Origin of the sequence: Enterobacter cloacae complex sp. FDA-CDC-AR_0132 (genome assembly GCF_003010695.1) — a bacterium.
Taxonomy (GTDB): Bacteria; Pseudomonadota; Gammaproteobacteria; order Enterobacterales; family Enterobacteriaceae; genus Enterobacter; species Enterobacter ludwigii.
Window position 1 is genome coordinate 411995 of the sequence record NZ_CP027618.1, and the last position, 17798, is coordinate 429792.

At 56.9% G+C, this 17798-nt stretch carries 15 protein-coding genes; 4 read left to right on the forward strand and 11 right to left on the reverse strand.

The annotated features are described in order from the left end of the window. Complete coding sequence (locus AM379_RS01925; protein WP_106503405.1) at positions 1-4953, reverse strand: alpha-2-macroglobulin family protein; 4953 nt, start codon at positions 4951-4953, stop codon at positions 1-3. Positions 4954-5238: 285 nt separating this feature from the next. Here AM379_RS01925 and AM379_RS01930 point away from each other — a divergent pair, with 285 nt between their 5' ends. The 4 genes from AM379_RS01930 to AM379_RS01945 all read left to right on the forward strand — a co-directional run bounded on the left by AM379_RS01930 (position 5239) and on the right by AM379_RS01945 (position 9872). Continuing rightward, a complete protein-coding gene (locus tag AM379_RS01930) occupies positions 5239-6783 on the forward strand; it encodes a PTS transporter subunit EIIC (protein ID WP_020883028.1) in 1545 nt (514 codons plus the stop codon). 12 nt (positions 6784-6795) lie between these two features. Continuing rightward, complete coding sequence (locus AM379_RS01935) at positions 6796-8163, forward strand: 6-phospho-alpha-glucosidase (RefSeq protein WP_106503406.1); 1368 nt, start codon at positions 6796-6798, stop codon at positions 8161-8163. A gap of 90 nt (positions 8164-8253) precedes the next feature. Further along, on the forward strand, positions 8254-9102 hold the full coding sequence (gene sseA / locus AM379_RS01940) for a 3-mercaptopyruvate sulfurtransferase (protein ID WP_032678689.1): 849 nt from the start codon (positions 8254-8256) through the stop codon (positions 9100-9102). Continuing rightward, positions 9102-9872 carry a MurR/RpiR family transcriptional regulator gene (locus AM379_RS01945; protein WP_014171175.1) on the forward strand — a complete coding sequence of 257 codons (771 nt, stop codon included), beginning with the start codon at positions 9102-9104 and terminating at the stop codon, positions 9870-9872. The genes sseA and AM379_RS01945 overlap by 1 nt, the downstream gene beginning before the upstream one ends. Positions 9873-9889: 17 nt before the next feature. On the opposite strand, the gene sseB is transcribed toward AM379_RS01945, so the two are convergent. The 10 genes from sseB to iscR form a co-directional block, all read right to left on the reverse strand. Further along, positions 9890-10666, reverse strand: coding sequence for an enhanced serine sensitivity protein SseB (sseB, locus tag AM379_RS01950; protein ID WP_106503407.1), 777 nt, complete (start codon positions 10664-10666; stop codon positions 9890-9892). A gap of 104 nt (positions 10667-10770) precedes the next feature. Next, positions 10771-12057 carry an aminopeptidase PepB gene (pepB, locus tag AM379_RS01955; protein ID WP_020883024.1) on the reverse strand — a complete coding sequence of 429 codons (1287 nt, stop codon included), beginning with the start codon at positions 12055-12057 and terminating at the stop codon, positions 10771-10773. 53 nt (positions 12058-12110) lie between these two features. After that, positions 12111-12311 (reverse strand): Fe-S cluster assembly protein IscX, encoded by a 201-nt coding sequence (gene iscX / locus AM379_RS01960; RefSeq protein ID WP_014171178.1) that lies wholly within the window; start codon positions 12309-12311, stop codon positions 12111-12113. A 1-nt stretch (position 12312) separates the two neighbouring features. After that, positions 12313-12648 (reverse strand): ISC system 2Fe-2S type ferredoxin, encoded by a 336-nt coding sequence (gene fdx / locus AM379_RS01965; RefSeq protein WP_014171179.1) that lies wholly within the window; start codon positions 12646-12648, stop codon positions 12313-12315. Between the two features lies 1 nt (position 12649). Beyond that, positions 12650-14500: a Fe-S protein assembly chaperone HscA gene (gene hscA / locus AM379_RS01970; protein WP_020883023.1), complete on the reverse strand. Its 1851-nt coding sequence runs from the start codon at positions 14498-14500 to the stop codon at positions 12650-12652. 14 nt (positions 14501-14514) lie between these two features. Continuing rightward, on the reverse strand, positions 14515-15030 hold the full coding sequence (gene hscB, locus AM379_RS01975; protein ID WP_014171181.1) for a co-chaperone HscB: 516 nt from the start codon (positions 15028-15030) through the stop codon (positions 14515-14517). A 76-nt stretch (positions 15031-15106) separates the two neighbouring features. Further along, positions 15107-15430: an iron-sulfur cluster assembly protein IscA gene (iscA, locus tag AM379_RS01980; RefSeq protein WP_003860659.1), complete on the reverse strand. Its 324-nt coding sequence runs from the start codon at positions 15428-15430 to the stop codon at positions 15107-15109. 13 nt (positions 15431-15443) lie between these two features. Further along, positions 15444-15830, reverse strand: a complete 387-nt coding sequence (gene iscU, locus AM379_RS01985) for a Fe-S cluster assembly scaffold IscU (protein WP_003860661.1) — start codon at positions 15828-15830, stop codon at positions 15444-15446. Positions 15831-15853: 23 nt separating this feature from the next. Beyond that, positions 15854-17068, reverse strand: a complete 1215-nt coding sequence (iscS, locus tag AM379_RS01990; protein WP_020883022.1) for a cysteine desulfurase — start codon at positions 17066-17068, stop codon at positions 15854-15856. A 119-nt stretch (positions 17069-17187) separates the two neighbouring features. After that, a complete protein-coding gene (gene iscR, locus AM379_RS01995) occupies positions 17188-17679 on the reverse strand; it encodes a Fe-S cluster assembly transcriptional regulator IscR (RefSeq protein WP_020883021.1) in 492 nt (163 codons plus the stop codon). Positions 17680-17798 lie beyond the last annotated feature (119 nt).

The following is a 17798-nucleotide window of genomic DNA, read 5'->3' on the forward strand; positions in this document are numbered from 1 at the left end:
TTACGGTACAACAATCAGCGGGCCACTGGCCGCACCTGTTGCCCGCCACTGCGGAACATACATAGACTCCACCATCGGGACCGGCACCTCATAAGTTCCCGGCGTCACGGCGCGCGCCAGATAAACCAGCGTGACCGGCTGCCCTTCGTTAACCGGCACCGCCGCCACAAAGCGATCGTCGCGGAATTCCATATGCTGAATATCCGCCTGCTGCATCTGACTGAGCAGGTTCTGCACTTCGCTGCCGCTGTCCTGCAGGCTGGCGCTGCTGCTCGCCAGGTTCTGGTTTTCCAGTTCCAGTCCCGCCGGGAGGAGATCGACAACCAGCGCATCCGGCACGTTCTGGCTGGCCTTCACTTCAAGCCATACCAGCACCAGCTCGCCGCTCTTCAGTGACGTGAGCGACTTTGTGCTGCCGTCGGTTGCCAGAATATGGCGTTCAATCTGCAGCACGTTAGACGATGGCTGAGGTGCAGATGCCGGATAACCGGTGCTATCAAGGCGTACCCACAGCGGTGTGCTACCGGTATTGGTCACCTGCAGCGCGCCAAGCTGGTCGCCGTTCACGTTCTGTACCAGGGCTTTATCACCGCCTGATGCGGTATCCGCCAGAGACGTTTGCGCCTGCCATGCACCGGACAAAGTTTGCAGCGAGCGTCCGGCCAGGAACAGGGCGTTACTCTCCTGGGTCGAGAGCCAGCGCTGGCTGAAAGCTTGTTCCGACAAGGCGTTCAGCAGCGTATTTTGCGCATCCGGCAGAAGCTTGTACTCCTCAAGCAGAGAGAGCATCAGCGCATTATCACGAAGCGCACTGCCATAATCGGCCATCCAGTTTTTGCTGTCGTTACGCGGCGTTTTGATGGCCAGACCCAGCGCCTGCTGGCTGCGCGGTGCGTCGCCCATCAATTTAAGCGCCATCCCCAGCTGCATCAGCGGCAGCCCGGAAGCGGCCTGTCCGTGACGTTCCCAGATTTCACGCAACGCACCAAGCGGGGCTTTTTGCTGACGAGCCAGCACCAGCGCGGCATAGGCCTGCACCGCAAATTTACTGGCCTGGGTATCATCGCTGTAGCGGATGGACATCATGCCCGGGTCCTGCAGGTAACGCAGCAAGCGGCTGTTGGCGTTGTTAACCGCCTCAGCAGGCACGCTGTAGCCCTGCTCGCCTGCACGAACCAGGAAGTCAGTGACATAGGCGGTGAGCCAGTACTCCTCCGGACCGTTTTTATCCCAAAGCGCGAAACCTCCGTCATCACGCTGCATCTGCAGCAGACGGGAGATTCCGATATCAATGGCCGCACGGCGCTTGTCATCCGTATCCCCTTTGATGCCAAGCGCGGTCAACTGCGCCGCGTTGGTGTAGAGCGACGGGAACAGACCACTGGTGGTTTGCTCCAGACAGCCATACGGGTATGCCTGCAGCTCACGAATATAGCGCGCCAGATTCAGAGGCGGTTTCCCGCTCAGCAGCAATTGTCCCTGTAGCGTGGCTGGAGAGAAGCCATTAAGGTGCTGCGCCGGTGCACTCCACGACTCACCAGGATTCAGCATGGCACCGGTATTAACGGTCTGCGCCGGGAATGCCGGACGAACGCCGATTTTCCAGCTCTTCTGTTGTGCAGCGAAAGTCTCGCCCGGCAGCTGCAGGCCGGTCACCTGAGCGGTCACTTCACCATCACCGTAGCCATCCAGCGCACGTACCGGGATAAACAGGGTGCTGCGCGCGCCCGGCGGTAACTTCACGGGCTGCGGCTGTGCGCCCTCAAGCGACAGCTTGCCGGTAGCGGTAAAGGCAACGTTCAGCGTTTGCGGCTGGTCCGTCAGGTTGGTCACATCCAGCGTCAGGCGTGAGGTATCGCCACTTGCCAGGAAGCGCGGCGTGTTCAGTTCGGTAATGATTGGGGCGGCGACAATCACTTTACCTTCGCTGCTGCCGAAATCATCTTCCGTCCAGGCCTGCGCCATCAGACGCAGCTCGCCATTGAAGTCTCCAATGGGCAGCGTCACGGTCCCTTCACCGTTAGCATCGAGCTCGATCGGCTGCGCCTGCTGGGCAATGATAGTCACGTGGTTCACCGGTGGTTTACCGCCGCGCTTAAGCTCATCGCCGTCACCACCAAAGCGCAGTGCAGCCATGCGGCCCTGCCCTTCAATGACCTGACCGTAAATATCGTAGATATCCGCGCCGTAGCGCTTCTGACCGAAGAACGCTTCCCACGGATCCGGGGTAACGTAATCGGTGATGTTCAACACGCCGCTGTCCACTGCCGAGATCAGCACATTCACTTTCTGCGGAACGGCGCCGTCTTTGACGCTGGCCTTCACCTTCACGGACAGCGTCTGGTTTGGCCGCATTTTCTGCGGATTTTCCAGCGCGACATTCAGGCGGCGATTCTCATCGCCCATCGGCAGATGCAGTAACCCGACGGCACGTTTCGGCGTCGCTGATTTGGATTTATCGCCAGGGCGTACCACCAGCGTGCTGAGATAGAGATCGTGACGTTTCCAGGCCTTATCCACCGGGATTGAGAGATCGAGCCCGTTGGCCGGTACGTCGATCTCTTTCCACCACAGCGGCCCTTCGCTGGACTCGATCATCGCATAGCCTTTACCCGCCGCCGGAGCAGCGATATGCAGCTGGATGGTATCTCCCGGCTGATAGGAAGGCTTGTCCAGTTTAATGGTCACACGGTCAGGGCGAGCGGCACCGGTGCCGTCGCTATTATCCTGCCAGCTGTAGCCGGCCCAGAAGCGCACGCTGCTGACCATGTCGTCCGGCGCTTTGACCTCCAGACGGTACGAGCCCCACTCCACCGGGAAGGTCACTTTACCGGTTTCATCGGCCTTGAGGGTCAGCTCCTGCTCGCCCTCCACCAGGTCTTTCTGATCAAACTGTGACTGCCAGCCATCGCTCTCTGACCAGTTCCAGTAGTAGTCACGGCGCTCACGGATCAGGCGAACCTGTAACCCGGAAACCGCCTTTTTTGCCCCGCTAGCATCGGCATAGACGATATCAAAGCTGGCATTGCCGTTTTCATCCACGATCGGCTGGTTGACGGTAGTGTCAGTGCGGTAGTCATAAACGGCCTTACTGGCAAACTGAGGACGAATACCCGGCAACTCGGCCGCCGGCCAGATGGCCTGCTCAGCACGGCGCGTCACCGGGCGACCGCCCGATTCCAGAAGGCTGGCCTGCAGGATCAGCTGCAGCGGTGAATGCGCCTCTTTCCACTGGCTTTCGGTCGAGACCTGTCCGCGCCCCTGTTCATCAAGGGTTAGCTGAACTTCATCCAGGCTGCGGCTCAGGTTCTCTTCGGCGATATCACCGAACTGGAAGCCCGGCAGTGCAGCAACAGCTTCGCGCAGCGGTCGCAGGAAAAGCTGGCCTTGCAGGGAATTTCCGTTGGCAGGTGCGCCATACAGGTAATAACCCGCAATGTTAAAGTCGACGTTATCCTCGGTGGAAACCGGCGCTTTTTGTCCCGTCAGATTAAGCGCCATACGCTCCGGCATAAAATCTTCAACGTGGAAATCCCACAGGCGCTGTTGGTTATCGCCGGTATTGGCGCGGATATGCCACATACCGGTCTGCGCCCCGCCGTCCAGGGAATAATTGAAGCGATAGAGGCCGTTCTCAGGCTGGACGACAACCGTGCGCGCCACCTGTCCGTCCGGGCGCAGTACGTCGAGTTTAACCGGCTGGGCAGGAAGCGGTTTACCGTCGCTGTCGCGCAGCAAACCATTGAGGATCACCGTTTCGCCAGGGCGATAGAGATCGCGCGGGCCAAACATAAAGAATTGCTTGCTGTAGCCTGGGCTACCTGCGATATCAAACTCCGCCAGATCGAGGGCCGGAAGCTTGAGGTCAAGCAGCGTGGTCTGCCCGTCTTTACTGGCCAGAATCAGCGCGGCTTCTTTGTCAGTCTCAAGTTTTGCGTGGCCGTCAGCATCGCTGTTCGCTTCGGCAAGCGTCTGCCCTTTATCATTCAACAGGGTGACGGTAACGCCGGATTGCGCCGCGCCATCTTCCAGGCTCTGGGTGAAAATATCCAGACGGTTATGATAACGGTGAGCGGACAACCCAATATCACTTAAGGTAAAGAGCGTCGCGGCATTGCTGTAGTTATAGTGCCCGGCCTGATTCATGACCGCGATGTACACGCCTGACTGCTGGAGCGGCTTAATATCCCGCAGCGGCAACAGCAGTTTTTCACGGGTGTTGCGTGCCGGATTGAGGTCAAACCGGCCGGTATACACCAGGTCCGCCATTTTGAGCAGATTATCGGACTCCCAGTTAGTCAGGGAGTTACGGTACTCCCACTGGCTGACAAAGGAGGCCAGGGATTCAGGCTTCACGCGGTAGAAATTCACGTCAACATTGTTGACGTTGAGCGCCATTACCGGCAGACCTTCCACCACCTTGCCCGGCAGCAGCGAGCCACGGCTGGCAAAACCGACCGTCGGTTCAACATCCCGGGTAGTCAGGGCTTTTTCGTAATCGATACCAAATGTCGCTTTGTTCAGCGCCTGCAGATCACGTTCAACGGTGACAACCAGATTGCGGTTGGGCTCCAGATGGCGCAGGCGTAGCTCTTTCAGGTTAGGTGCGAGTTCCCACGCCCCGTCAACCTTGCCGCTTTTTTTATCCACCACATGCACTGTTTTGGCGAAATCCTGATCGGGATTGAGCGGAACAGAGAAGGTCAGCACCAGCGTGGCCGCGCCATCAAGCTGCACCTCTGAGGTATCCAGCAGGGTGAGCGCTTTGCCCTGACTCTGTGCCGCCAGCGTTGCCAGCTTTTCAGCGTCCGGCTTTTCCGGTGCTTTCGGTGTCGTTGCTGTGGATGCTGCGGGAGCCGCAACCTGAGAGTTATCGTCGCTGTTATCACAGCCGACAAGCGAAAATGTGGTAAGCAGCGCGAGAGAAATCGCGGCTAAGCGAAACGGTGTCATCCTTTGTCCCTGGCCCATGGAGCCTGTTGGTCGTCTTCCGGATAAGTATTATCCGCAAGTTTCATTAATACAAAAAGTCTAATTTTAGAATCTGGAAAGCACCTCGCAGAGCGACGACGCCTTTACTCAGGCACTGCTATGCCGATCACAGTCGCAAACGTCACATGTTACCTTTTACGTCATTTGTTTTTAAAACAAGAAGATAGCTGGATTACCTCGCCTTTAGCCTGCTAGCTTTAAGCTCGAGACGCACCCCGAGTGCGCGGTTCACTAAGAGAGACAGTCATGAAACGAGCCGTGAACGCCCTACAAAATTTCGGAAAATCGTTGTACGGACCGGTACTTATCTTACCGATCGTCGGTCTGTTTATCGCATTTGGTAACGTCCTGGGGAACGGTAACCTCGCAGAGTATGTGCCGTTTCTCGGCCATCCGCTGATTCAGCATGTTGGTCAGCTTATCGCGAAATCGGCCGTGTCAGTACTGGTTAACCTGGCGCTGGTGTTTGCCGTCGGGATACCGATTGGCCTGGCCACGCGTGATAAAGGCTATGCGGCCCTGATTGGCCTGGTGACCTTTGTTGTTTTCATTAACGCGATGAACGTTACGCTGCAGCTCCAGGGCGAACTGGCCCCCGCTGACCAGATGAAAGCCGCCGGGCAAAGTATGGTGCTGGGCGTGCAGGTGCTGGAGATGGGCGTTTTCGCCGGGATCCTGACCGGGGCGCTGTCCGGATACCTGTACAACAAATACTCCGGCGTACAGTTTAACGGCGCGATGGCCATCTATTCCGGCCACTGTTTCGTCGCCATCGTCATGCTTCCTGTCTCAATGCTGCTCGGCGTCGTGATGAGCGAACTGTGGCCATTTGCCCAGCATGGCATCAGCGCACTGGCGCTGGCGATCAAAGGTTCCGGGCCTTTTGGGGTGGCCATTTACGGCTTCCTGGAACGCATTCTGGTGCCGACCGGCCTGCATCATCTGGTCTATACCCCCTTCCTGTATACCGAACTTGGGGGGACGCAAGAGGTATGCGGCACGGTTTATCAGGGCGCACGCAATATCTATTTCGCCGAAATGGCTTGTCCGGAAGTGAAGCAGTTGAGCAGCACGGTAGTGTGGGACGCGCGCGGCATCAGCAAAATGTTTGGCCTGCCCGCGGCGGCGCTGGCGATGTACATGACCGCCAGGCCGGAGCGCAAAGCGGCAGCCAAAGCCATCCTGATCCCGGCAGCGTTAACCTCTTTGCTGGTGGGCGTTACCGAGCCGATTGAGTTTTCATTCCTGTTCGTCGCTCCGCTGCTGTTTGTGGTACATGCGGTGCTGACCGGCATCGGCATGATGCTTTTCTCCCTGTTCGGTGTTCATGCCATCGGCGCTAACGGAATTATCGATTTTATTCTTTATAACCTGCCGCTCGGCACGGAGAAGTCCAACTGGCCGATGTACATCGTGGTCGGGCTCATCATGTTCGCGCTCTATTTTGTGGTGTTCCGCTTCCTGATCCTGCGCTTCAACATGAAGACGCCGGGACGCGAGGATGACGATCAGGAGACGCGCCTGTACAGCAAACAGGAGTATCAGGCGAAGGGGAACAATGACGGGCTGGGTGAATCCATCGTGGTGGGACTGGGAGGCCGGGAAAACATTGAGGTAGTGGATAACTGCTACACCCGCTTACGCGTCACGGTGAAGGATGTCTCCATCATCGACGAGCCGCGCCTGAAAGCGACCGGCGCGAAAGGGATTATCAAACAAGGTAACAACGTTCAGGTGGTCTACGGGCTGCATGTCAAAAAAATGCGAGAAGCCGTTGAGACGTTTCTCTGAGAGGAGCTAAAGATGTTTACACCCCCTTTTATTCTGTCGATTGCCGGTGGCGGCAGCACCTATACGCCAGGTATCGTGAAAAGCCTGATGGTACGCCTGCAGGACTTCCCGCTGGCCGAGATTCGCCTCTACGATATCGACGAAGCACGCCAGAACACCATTGCACCGGTGGTGGAGAAGGTCATTCGCGACCATAGCCAGAGCATTACCTTCACCGTGACCACAGACCCGGAAGTCGCGTTCAGCGGGGCGCACTTTGTCTTCGCCCAGATGCGTGTCGGCCAGTACAGAATGCGTGAGCAGGATGAGAAGATCCCGCTGCGCCACGGCGTGGTAGGCCAGGAAACCTGCGGTCCTGGCGGGCTGGCATACGGCCTGCGCACGATCCTGCCGATGGTCGAGCTGATCGATCTGGTGGATCGCTACGCGCATGAAAAAGCCTGGATCGTGAACTATTCCAACCCGGCAGCGATTGTTGCGGAAGGGGTGCGCCGCCTGAGACCGGACGCCCGCGTGCTTAATATCTGCGATATGCCAGTGGCGGCGATGCGTAACATGGGGGCCATTTTGGGTGTGGACCGCCACAAGCTGGAGGTGGACTACTTTGGTCTGAACCACTTCGGCTGGTTTACCCGCGTGCGGGTGGACGGCGAGGACAAGCTGCCGGAACTGCGTCGGCATATCGCGAGGTTCGGCCTGCTGACGGAAGATGCGGCCAAAACCGATCCGCAGCACTCGGATCCGTCGTGGGTGAAAACCTGGCGCAACATCAAGCCCATCATGGATAACTTCCCGGAATATCTGCCAAACCCCTATCTGCAGTACTACCTGATGCCAAACCAGATTGTGGAGCATCAGAACCCGGACTATACCCGCGCGAACGAAGTGATGAACGGGCGTGAGAAAAAGCTGTTTGCCGCCGCAGAAGAGTATAAGCGTACCGGGATTTTACCGGATGCCTTCCACGTGGGCGTCCACGGCGAGTTTATTGTCGATGTCGCCTGCTCGCTGGCATTTAACCTGCGTCAGCGTCATCTGGTAATGGTGGAAAACCGCGGGGCGATAACCAATCTGCCGTACGACGCGGTGGTGGAAGTCCCGGCCTACATCACCTCTGAAGGGCCAGAGCCTATCCGCGTGGGTCGGGTCCCGCTGTTCCATCAGACGCTGCTACAGCAGCAGCTCGCCTCTGAACAGCTGCTGGTGGAAGCGACCATTGAAGGCAGCTACGAAAAAGCACTGCAGGCGTTCACCCTGAACCGCACCGTGCCCACCATGGAGCACGCAAAAGCGATTCTTGATGAGATGATTGACGCCAACCGTGACTACTGGCCTGCGCTGCAAAAAGCCTGGCAGAACGGTGAAGCGGTGAAAAAATAGGGTCGTGCTCGCGAGTTGAACGTGGTTTGCTTGTCGGTGTCAGAAAAAACACCGACAATCCTTTTTTACGGAAAAGAATGGAGGCAACCCATGTCCACCTCATATTTTGTCGCCGCCGACTGGCTGATTGAGCACGGTGACGATCCGGAAGTACAGATTATTGACGCGCGTATGGCACCTGCCGGGCAGGAACACCTTCGCGATATGGTCGCAGAATACCGCGCAGGGCATTTGCCGGGCGCGGTATTTTTTGATATTGAAGCCCTGTCCGACCATAACTCCCCTCTCCCGCACATGCTGCCGCGTCCGGAAGCATTCTCCGTGGCGATGCGCGAACTTGGCGTCAATCGTGACAAACACCTCGTGGTTTACGATGAAGGTAATCTCTTCTCCGCACCGCGCGCCTGGTGGATGCTGAAAAACTTTGGCGTGGAGAAAGTCTCAATTCTTGCAGGCGGCCTCGCGGGCTGGAAGCGTGATGAACTGCCATTACAGCAGGGCGACGTGACGCTGCCGGAAGGCGAGTTCGACGCGACGTTTGATGCGCATCAGGTAAAACGTCTGACCGACGTGCTGGTGGTCAGCCATGAAAAAACGGCGCAAATTGTCGATGCCCGCCCTGCAGCGCGCTTTAACGCCCAGGCGGATGAACCGCGTCCGGGGCTGAAGCGCGGCCATATTCCCGGCGCGTTGAATGTGCCGTGGGGCGATCTGGTGTTTGAAGGTGAATTAAAAACGACCGATGAGCTGCGCGCTATTTTTGATCGTCAGGGCGTGGATTTGCATCGTCCCGTTATTGCCAGCTGCGGGTCCGGCGTCACGGCCTGCGTGGTGATTCTGGCGCTCGCCACACTCGGTGTAAACGACGTGACGCTCTATGATGGCGCCTGGAGTGAATGGGGTGCACGAGACGATTTGCCCGTTGAACCGGCCAAATAATGGATAACCGTCTGGCCACGCTGTTAACGCGCGGGGCGTCACTGACCCGCGCAGAATATCGCGTGCTGGCCCACCTGACAGAGCATCCTCTGCTGGTGGGCAATATTACGGTGCGCGAACTGGCGCAGGCGACGTTCGTCTCAACCGCTACCATTATGCGTCTGTGTCAGAAATTAGGCTTCAGCGGTTTCAGCGAATTTATCTGGCACTGCAAACAGCTGTTAACCGAGACGCCGTATATCGCCGCACAGGCACAACAGCGCCCGGAACTGCCGGCGCTTTTCAGTCAATTTATCGCGAACTATCAGCAAACCTTTCAGTGGGTAACGCAGGAGAAGCGCGCGCAATTTTCGACGTTACTGCGCCAGAAAGAGAGCTTCTTTCTTTATGGCGCCGGCTTCTCTTATCTCTTCGCCGAGTACCTCACCAAGAAATTGCAGGTGCTGGGCAAAACGGCGTTTATTTCCGGGCCGGGGGATAGCCGGAACATTTTCCTCAGCAACGCTGCGCGGTATCAGGTGTTTATCGCCGTCTCACGCAGCGGTGAAACCGAACAGGTGCTGGATAAAGCGCGAATCGCGAAAAACGTGGGTATGACGGTCGTGGCTTTTACGCGCGCTTCGGCCAATACGCTGGCGGGAATGGCAGATTTGCACTTTGCCTTATATGACGAGGCGGTACATTACGCCGCAGAAGCCGCTGGCGTGACGTCGTTTGAGTCGAATCTGGTCCTGCTGATGGATTTACTGCTGCTGGAAGCGACGGGGTGAAAAATCACCCCGCGTAATCAGATAATGCGGGTGGTTTTGAGATCGCGCAGGAATCCGCCCCAGCGACGCTCGTAAAACGGCGTGATGTGCTCGGTAATAAAGTGGCTGATGCCCTTCTCATCCTTCTTCACCTGACAGATATCGATCGGCTCATCACCCGGCAGCGTATCGGTGGCAACACTGCCCGCAGCCTGAATAATCTCCTCGATATCGCCGTCTGCTTCAATGCCAATCAGCAGTACCGGCTGTTCATCCGTGCTCTCTTTAACAGAGCAGAGGAACGCGCGCCTCACGGGTTTGAGGGTTTTGAACAGCGTGGTCAGCGAATCAATCATCTGCGCAGGGGGTTCGGCTACGTCAGACAACAGCAGCGTTTCGCCCCCTTCCAGCACTTCCTGCGTACTGAGCGGGTTGCCCTCCTCGCCAATCAGATGGTTGATTTCACGCGGGGTGAACTCTTTCCCGGTTGGCAGTTTGGCGTTGAGGAACAAGGTCTGGCCCAGCGTCATTTCGAAGAGAGTGCGCACCGGCATCACCACGAACGCCTGCTCGTCTTCAACAGCCTGCTGCAGCGCTTCCAGCGAGGTGAAGAACGGGATCACCGACGTGCCGTCGTCTTTCTCCCAGTGGAGCAGGTCCAGCGCGCTGTCTTCAACAACCTGTTCGCCTTCCGCTGCGGTACCCGGAACCCAGACGGTGGACTCCAGCAACGTGCGGAAAAATGCCGGACGGTGGGCGGGCTCGGTCGCCGCCTGTTCCAGCAGAGTTTCTAATTCGTTTTTCGTTTCAGACATAGTTTGGCTACTTCAACATAATGTCGGCTGGCGCAAGGCTCACAGGCCTACAGGCCTACAAAACCGTAGGCCCGGACAAGCACAGTGCCGCCGGACAAAGACAATTACTCGGCAGTCAGCAGGTTCGCGATAGTACGCACGCCCAGTCCCGTTGCCCCTGCAGACCACTGCTCAACGGCCGCTTTACGGTAGGTTGCGGAGCAGTCGATATGCAGCCAGCCTTCGTGATAGTTCTCAACGAAGTGAGACAGGAAGCCGGCCGCCGTGCTCGCACCCGCCGGATAGGCTGCGCTCGCGGTGTTGTTCAGTTCGGCGAAGTTAGACGGCAACTGGCTGCGGTGGAATTCGGCCAGCGGCAGACGCCAGAACGGTTCGTTCTCCGCGGCCGCGCTTGCCAGCAGACGGGCTGCCAGTTTGTCGTCAAAGCTAAACAGCGCATGGTAGTCGTTGCCCAGCGCGGTTTTCGCCGCACCGGTCAGGGTCGCCATGTCGATAATCAGCTCTGGCTTCTGCGCAGACGCGTCGATGAGACCATCGGCCAGCACCAGACGACCTTCCGCATCGGTGTTCATCACTTCCACGTTTTTACCGTTACGGTAGCGAATGATGTCGCCGAGCTTAAAGGCATTACCGCTCACCATGTTGTCCGCACAGCACAGGTAAAGCTTCACGCGCTTGTTCAGACCGCGCGTAATGGCAAACGCCAGCGCGCCGGTGATGGTTGCCGCGCCGCCCATATCGGACTTCATGGAGTCCATGAACGCGCTCTGCTTCAGGCTGTAACCGCCGGTATCGAACGTGATGCCTTTCCCGACCAGGCAGGCAAATACCGGTGCTGCTTTATCACCGGTTGGGTTGTAATCCAGCGCCAGCAATACCGGAGGACGCTCGGAACCGCGACCCACGGTGTGGATCCCCATATAGTTCTGCTCGCGCAGGTCTTCACCTTTGGTGATGCGGTAAGACATTTTGTCGCCCGCCACGCCGCACAGCAGGTCAACGGCGCGCTGCGCAAGTTGTTCAGGACCCAGCTCTTCTGCCGGGGCGTTAATGGTATCGCGCACCCAGTCGATAATGGTCAGACGGCTTTCCAGCTCTTTCTGACCCGCTTCGTCGAGCGTCGCCCACTCGATTTTACGGCTGCCTTTCGGTCCTTTGTAACCCGCCCAGAATGCCCAGCTGCGGTCGATATCCCAGCCTTCGCCGTCAAGGGTGACATGTTTAATGCCCAGACCATCAATTTTGCGCGCCGCGCGCTGGATCAGACCCAAATCATCGTTGCCAGTCAGGTGCAGGGTAATACCGTCGTTGTTGATACTGTAGGTGGCTTTCTCGCCCCAGCGCGCGTCAGCAGGCTGATTCGAGATCGTAATCTTCATCGCTTCGGTCATTTTATTTATCCTTATTAGCAAACGGGCCGCCTGAAGGCAGCCCGTAAGGTGATTTATTCTGCTTCATCTAACCAGACTAACAGAATCGCCTCCAGAATTTTTTCATTGGATGCGTTTGGATCGTCGTCAAAATCGTCTAAATCGCAGATCCACTGATGCATATCGGTGAAGCGTACGGTTTTAGGATCGAGATCCGGGTTAGCGTCGTAGAGCGCTTCGCCGATTTCACGGCTGTCAGTCCACTTCAGTCCCATATCAGTGCTCGCGTGCGTGGTTGATGGTGTAGCGTGGGAATTCCACGACCAGATCTTCATCGGTCACCAGAGCCTGGCAGCTCAAACGGCTGTCTGGCTCCAGACCCCATGCTTTATCCAGCATGTCGTCTTCATCTTCGGTGCTCTCGGCCAGAGAGTCAAAACCTTCACGCACGATGCAGTGGCAGGTTGTGCAGGCACAGGATTTTTCACAGGCGTGTTCCACTTCGATACCGTTACGCAGGGCAACATCGAGAATGGTCTCACCGGTCTTCGCTTCCAGAACAGCACCATCCGGACAGAGGTCCGCATGAGGCAAAATAACAATCTTTGGCATATTAAACCTCGTCCACGGACTGGCCTTTCAGCGCGACGCGGACAGATTTGTCCATGCGGCGAGCAGCAAAGTCCTGGGTTTGTTTATCAACGTTTTTAATGGCTTCTTCTATTGCATCAGCATCATTGCCTTCGGCCACTGCGCTTAAGCGCGCGGCAGCCTCGTCAATCACCTGACGCTCAGCGGCGCTTAACAGCGCGGCGTCGGCAGCGAGCGCACCGTTCAGACTTTCCAGCACGCGTGCGGCTTCAACTTTCTGTTCTGCCAGCATACGCGCCTTCACATCCTGTTCGGCGTAGCTCATTGAATCCTGAATCATGGAGGCGATCTCACCATCGGTCAGGCCGTAGGACGGCTTCACCTGGATAGACGACTCAACGCCGGTGGATTTCTCCATCGCCGTGACGCTCAGCAGGCCGTCCGCATCCACCTGGAAGGTAACGCGAATATGCGCACCGCCCGCAGGCAGCGCAGGAATACCGCGCAGCGCAAAGCGCGCCAGTGAACGACAGTCCTGCACCAGCTCGCGCTCGCCCTGCATCACATGGATGGACATCGCGGTCTGGCCGTCTTTGAAGGTGGTGAATTCCTGCGCGCGCGCCACCGGAATGGTGGTGTTACGCGGAATGACTTTCTCCACCAGTCCCCCCATGGTTTCTAAACCCAGGGAGAGCGGAATAACATCCAGCAGCAACATCTCGCTGTCCGGCTTGTTGCCGACCAGAATATCCGCCTGGATAGCCGCGCCCACGGCAACCACTTTATCCGGGTCGATGGACGTCAGCGGCGTGCGGCCAAAGAATTCACCCACCCGTTCACGCACCAGTGGTACGCGCGTGGAGCCGCCAACCATGACCACTTCCAGCACCTCGTCAGCCTCAACGCCCGCATCTTTCAGTGCGCGACGGCAGGCCAGCAGAGTGCGTTTCACCAAAGGCGCGATCAGGTCGTTAAACTGTTCCCGGGTGATTTCCCCCTGCCAGCCCGCCACGTTGACGGTGACAGACTGCGCATCGCTCAGCGCGATTTTCGCGTCGATGGCCACGTCCAGCAGTTCACGCTGCACGCGTGCATCGCTGCGATCGGGAATACCCGCCTGCTCGCGAATGAAATCGGCCAGCAGATGGTCGAAGTCATCGCCACCCAGCGCAGAATCACCGCCGGTAGCCAGCACTTCAAACACCCCACGGCTTAAGCGCAGGATAGAGATATCAAAGGTCCCGCCCCCCAGATCGTAAACCGCAATCACCCCTTCCTGACCGGAGTCCAGGCCGTAGGCAATGGCGGCCGCCGTCGGTTCGTTCAGCAGGCGCAGAACGTGCAGTCCCGCCAGACGCGCCGCGTCTTTGGTGCCCTGACGCTGTGCATCATCAAAGTAGGCCGGAACGGTAATGACCACGCCATCGAGATCGCCGCCGAGCGTTGCCGTAGCACGCGCCGCCAGCGCTTTGAGGATATCAGCAGAAACGCGGATCGGGTTCAGCAGCCCCGCTGCCGTGGCAATCATTGGCAGGCCGTTTTCACTGGCCTGCAGCTGATACGGCAGATGCGGATAACGGGTCTGAATATCGGCGAGGGAGCGGCCCATCATGCGTTTTACGGAACTGATGGTGTTCGCCGGATCGCGCGCGGCGTTCGCGCGTGCGTCGTAGCCAACCGCGTGGCCCTGCTGTTGGTAGTGGACCACGGAAGGCAGCAGATGACGGCCCTGCTCGTCAGCCAGCGTTTCCGCCTGGCCGCTTCGCACGGTCGCCACGAGAGAATTGGTGGTGCCCAGATCAATACCTACCGCCAGACGACGCTGGTGCGGTGCGGCACTTAAGCCAGGCTCACTAATTTGTAATAAGGCCATAATTGCTTCCGAAATTAAAAATCGAGCAGCTTTTCTTCGAGTTGTTCAGCACTGCTTCGCAGTTTATCGAGAAAACGGAGTTTGCGCACAGTGTCTGCCGCCACATCCCAGGTCTCGTTGTTCAGTTGCTCCACCATCAGTTGATGGCGGGTATCGAACATGCCTTTTACGCGCTTGATGAAGCTTTCCAGACGCGCTTCATCTTTGGCCTGTTCAATCTCATCCAGCTCTTCACGCAGTTCCAGCTGTTCCATCAAAAACGCCGTATCACGCACGGTGTGCTGTTCACTCGCCAGATCAAAGCCATGAAGCGAGAGCAGATACTCAGCGCGAGACAGTGGATGGCGCAGCGTCTGCCAGGCCTGATTGATGGTCGCAGATTGCGATACCGCAGCCAATTGCTCTGACTGAGTACCACTGGCGAATTTATCCGGATGATACTGACGCTGCAGATCCTGGAAGCGGATCGTCAGCGCCTGCAGATCAATCGGGTATTGAGCGGGTAGTCCGAAGAGAGTGAAGTAATCCATAACAATCTCAGGGGTAGCCTGTTAGAACAAACCCCACGCACAGGAGTCCTGCGGTGGGGTTTCGGATGACGCGCGGTTAAACGTGGAAGCTTTCGCCGCAACCACACTCGTCTTTGACGTTCGGGTTCGTGAATTTGAACCCTTCGTTCAGGCCTTCTTTTACAAAGTCCAGCTGAGTGCCATTGAGGAATTGCAGGCTTTTGCCATCGACCACCACCTTCACGCCCTTGTCTTCAAACACGGTGTCATCAGACGCCGGTTCGTCAACAAACTCCAGTACGTAAGCCATACCAGAACAGCCGGAGGTACGTACGCCCAGTCGCAGGCCAAAGCCTTTACCACGGTTCGCCAGAAAAGAGCTTACTCGCGCGGCAGCGCTGTCGCTAAGGGTAATCGACATACTCAAACCTCAATTATTTTGCTTCACGTTTGCTTTTGTAATCCGCAATGGCGGCTTTGATCGCGTCTTCTGCCAGGATAGAACAGTGAATTTTCACGGGTGGCAGTTCGAGTTCTTCAGCAATATCCGTGTTCTTGATTGCCTGTGCTTCGTCCAGAGACTTGCCCTTCACCCATTCGGTGACCAGGGAGCTGGAGGCGATAGCAGAACCGCAGCCGTAGGTCTTGAAGCGCGCGTCTTCAATGATACCTTCATTGTTGACTTTAATCTGCAGCTTCATCACGTCGCCACACGCTGGCGCACCGACCATACCGCTACCTACGCTTTCGTCGCTGTTGTCAAAAGAGCCAACGTTGCGCGGGTTCTCGTAATGATCAATAACTTTTTCGCTGTATGCCATGTTGAATTCTCCTTATGTACCGATTAGTGATGTGACCATTCAATGCTGTTCAGATCCACGCCCTGCTTGAACATTTCCCACAGTGGAGAAAGGTCACGCAGACGACCGATGGAGTTGCGAACCAGCTTGATGGTGTAGTCAATCTCTTCTTCGGTAGTGAAACGACCTAAAGAGAAACGGATAGAGCTGTGTGCCAGCTCGTCAGTCATGCCCAGTGCGCGCAGCACGTAGGATGGCTCCAGGCTTGCAGACGTACAGGCAGAACCGGAAGAAACCGCCAGGTCTTTCAGCGCCATAATCAGCGATTCACCTTCAACATAGTTGAAGCTGACGTTGAGAATGTTTGGTGCGCCCTGTTCGAGATCGCCGTTCAGATACACTTCTTCCATATCTTTCACGCCATCCCACAGACGGTTACGCAGCGTGCGCAGGCGCGCCATCTCGGTTTCCATCTCTTCTTTCGCAATACGGTAAGCTTCGCCCATACCCACGATCTGGTGAACAGGCAGCGTACCGGAACGCATACCGCGCTCGTGACCGCCACCGTGCATCTGTGCTTCGATGCGGATACGCGGTTTACGACGAACGTACAGTGCACCAATACCTTTCGGGCCATAGATTTTGTGGCCGGAGAAGGACATCAGGTCCACTTTCAGCTGGCTCAGATCGATAGGCAGTTTGCCCACGCTCTGGGTGGCGTCTACGTGGTAGATGATACCGCGCGCACGGCACATTTCGCCGATGGTCGCGATATCTTGCACAACGCCGATTTCGTTGTTTACGTGCATGATGGAAACCAGAATGGTGTCATCACGCATGGCCGCTTCGAGCTCTTTCAGGTCGATGATACCGTTGCTCTGTGGTGCCAGGTAAGTCACGTCGAAACCTTCACGCTCGAGCTGACGGCAGGTGTCCAGCACGGCTTTGTGTTCGGTTTTGCTGGTGATGATGTGCTTGCCTTTTTTCTGATAAAAGTTGGCCGCACCTTTGATCGCCAGGTTATCGGATTCGGTCGCACCGGAGGTGAATACAATCTCACGCGGATCGGCACCTACCAGGTCAGCAATCTGATTACGGGCGATATCTACCGCCTCTTCAGCATGCCAGCCAAAACGGTGTGAACGGGAAGCTGGGTTACCAAAGTTTCCGTCCAGGGTCAGACACTGCATCATTTTCTCGGCAACACGCGGGTCCACCGGCGTGGTTGCGGAGTAGTCGAGATAAATCGGTAATTTCATTGCTCTATAAACTCCGTACATCGCTTCAATGCAAGGAATCAGGCAACCGGCTGGATGTACGACCGAGTACACGGAGCGAGCGAACGCTCCGGCCTGATTCTGAAATACTTATCTTTTTATTACGCGCGTAATTTGACGTCGATCGCGTCCTGCCCGCGAGTGCTGCGTTGGGAGTCCTGGCTGTGCTGACGGCCAGAGACATCCAGAACTTCCTGGTTATTTACCAGTTCACCTAAGGTGATGTTGTTCAGGAAGCCGGTCAGACGATCGCTCAGGTCGCGCCACAGCGCGTGGGTCAGGCACTTATCGCCGCCCTGGCAGCCGCCTTTACCCTGGCAACGGGTCGCATCAACGGATTCGTCAACGGCACTGATCACTTCGCCAACTGCAATACTGCCCGCGTCTTTACCCAGCAGATAACCGCCGCCTGGGCCACGAACGCTGGAAACCAGTCCATTTTTACGCAGTCTGGAGAACAGCTGCTCCAGATAGGAGAGGGAGATCCCTTGTCGTTCAGAAATATCAGCCAACGGAACCGGGCCCGCTTCGGAGTTGAGCGCAACGTCCAGCATCGCGGTCACGGCATAACGCCCTTTAGATGTCAGTCTCATGTCTTACTTAACCTCAAACTCGCCCCTGCCCGGGGTTTTTTATAGTAAAATGGGGGTATTGCATAGCAGGGCCAAGTCTGACATTCCTGACTAAAATGGTCAACTATTTACTTGACTGT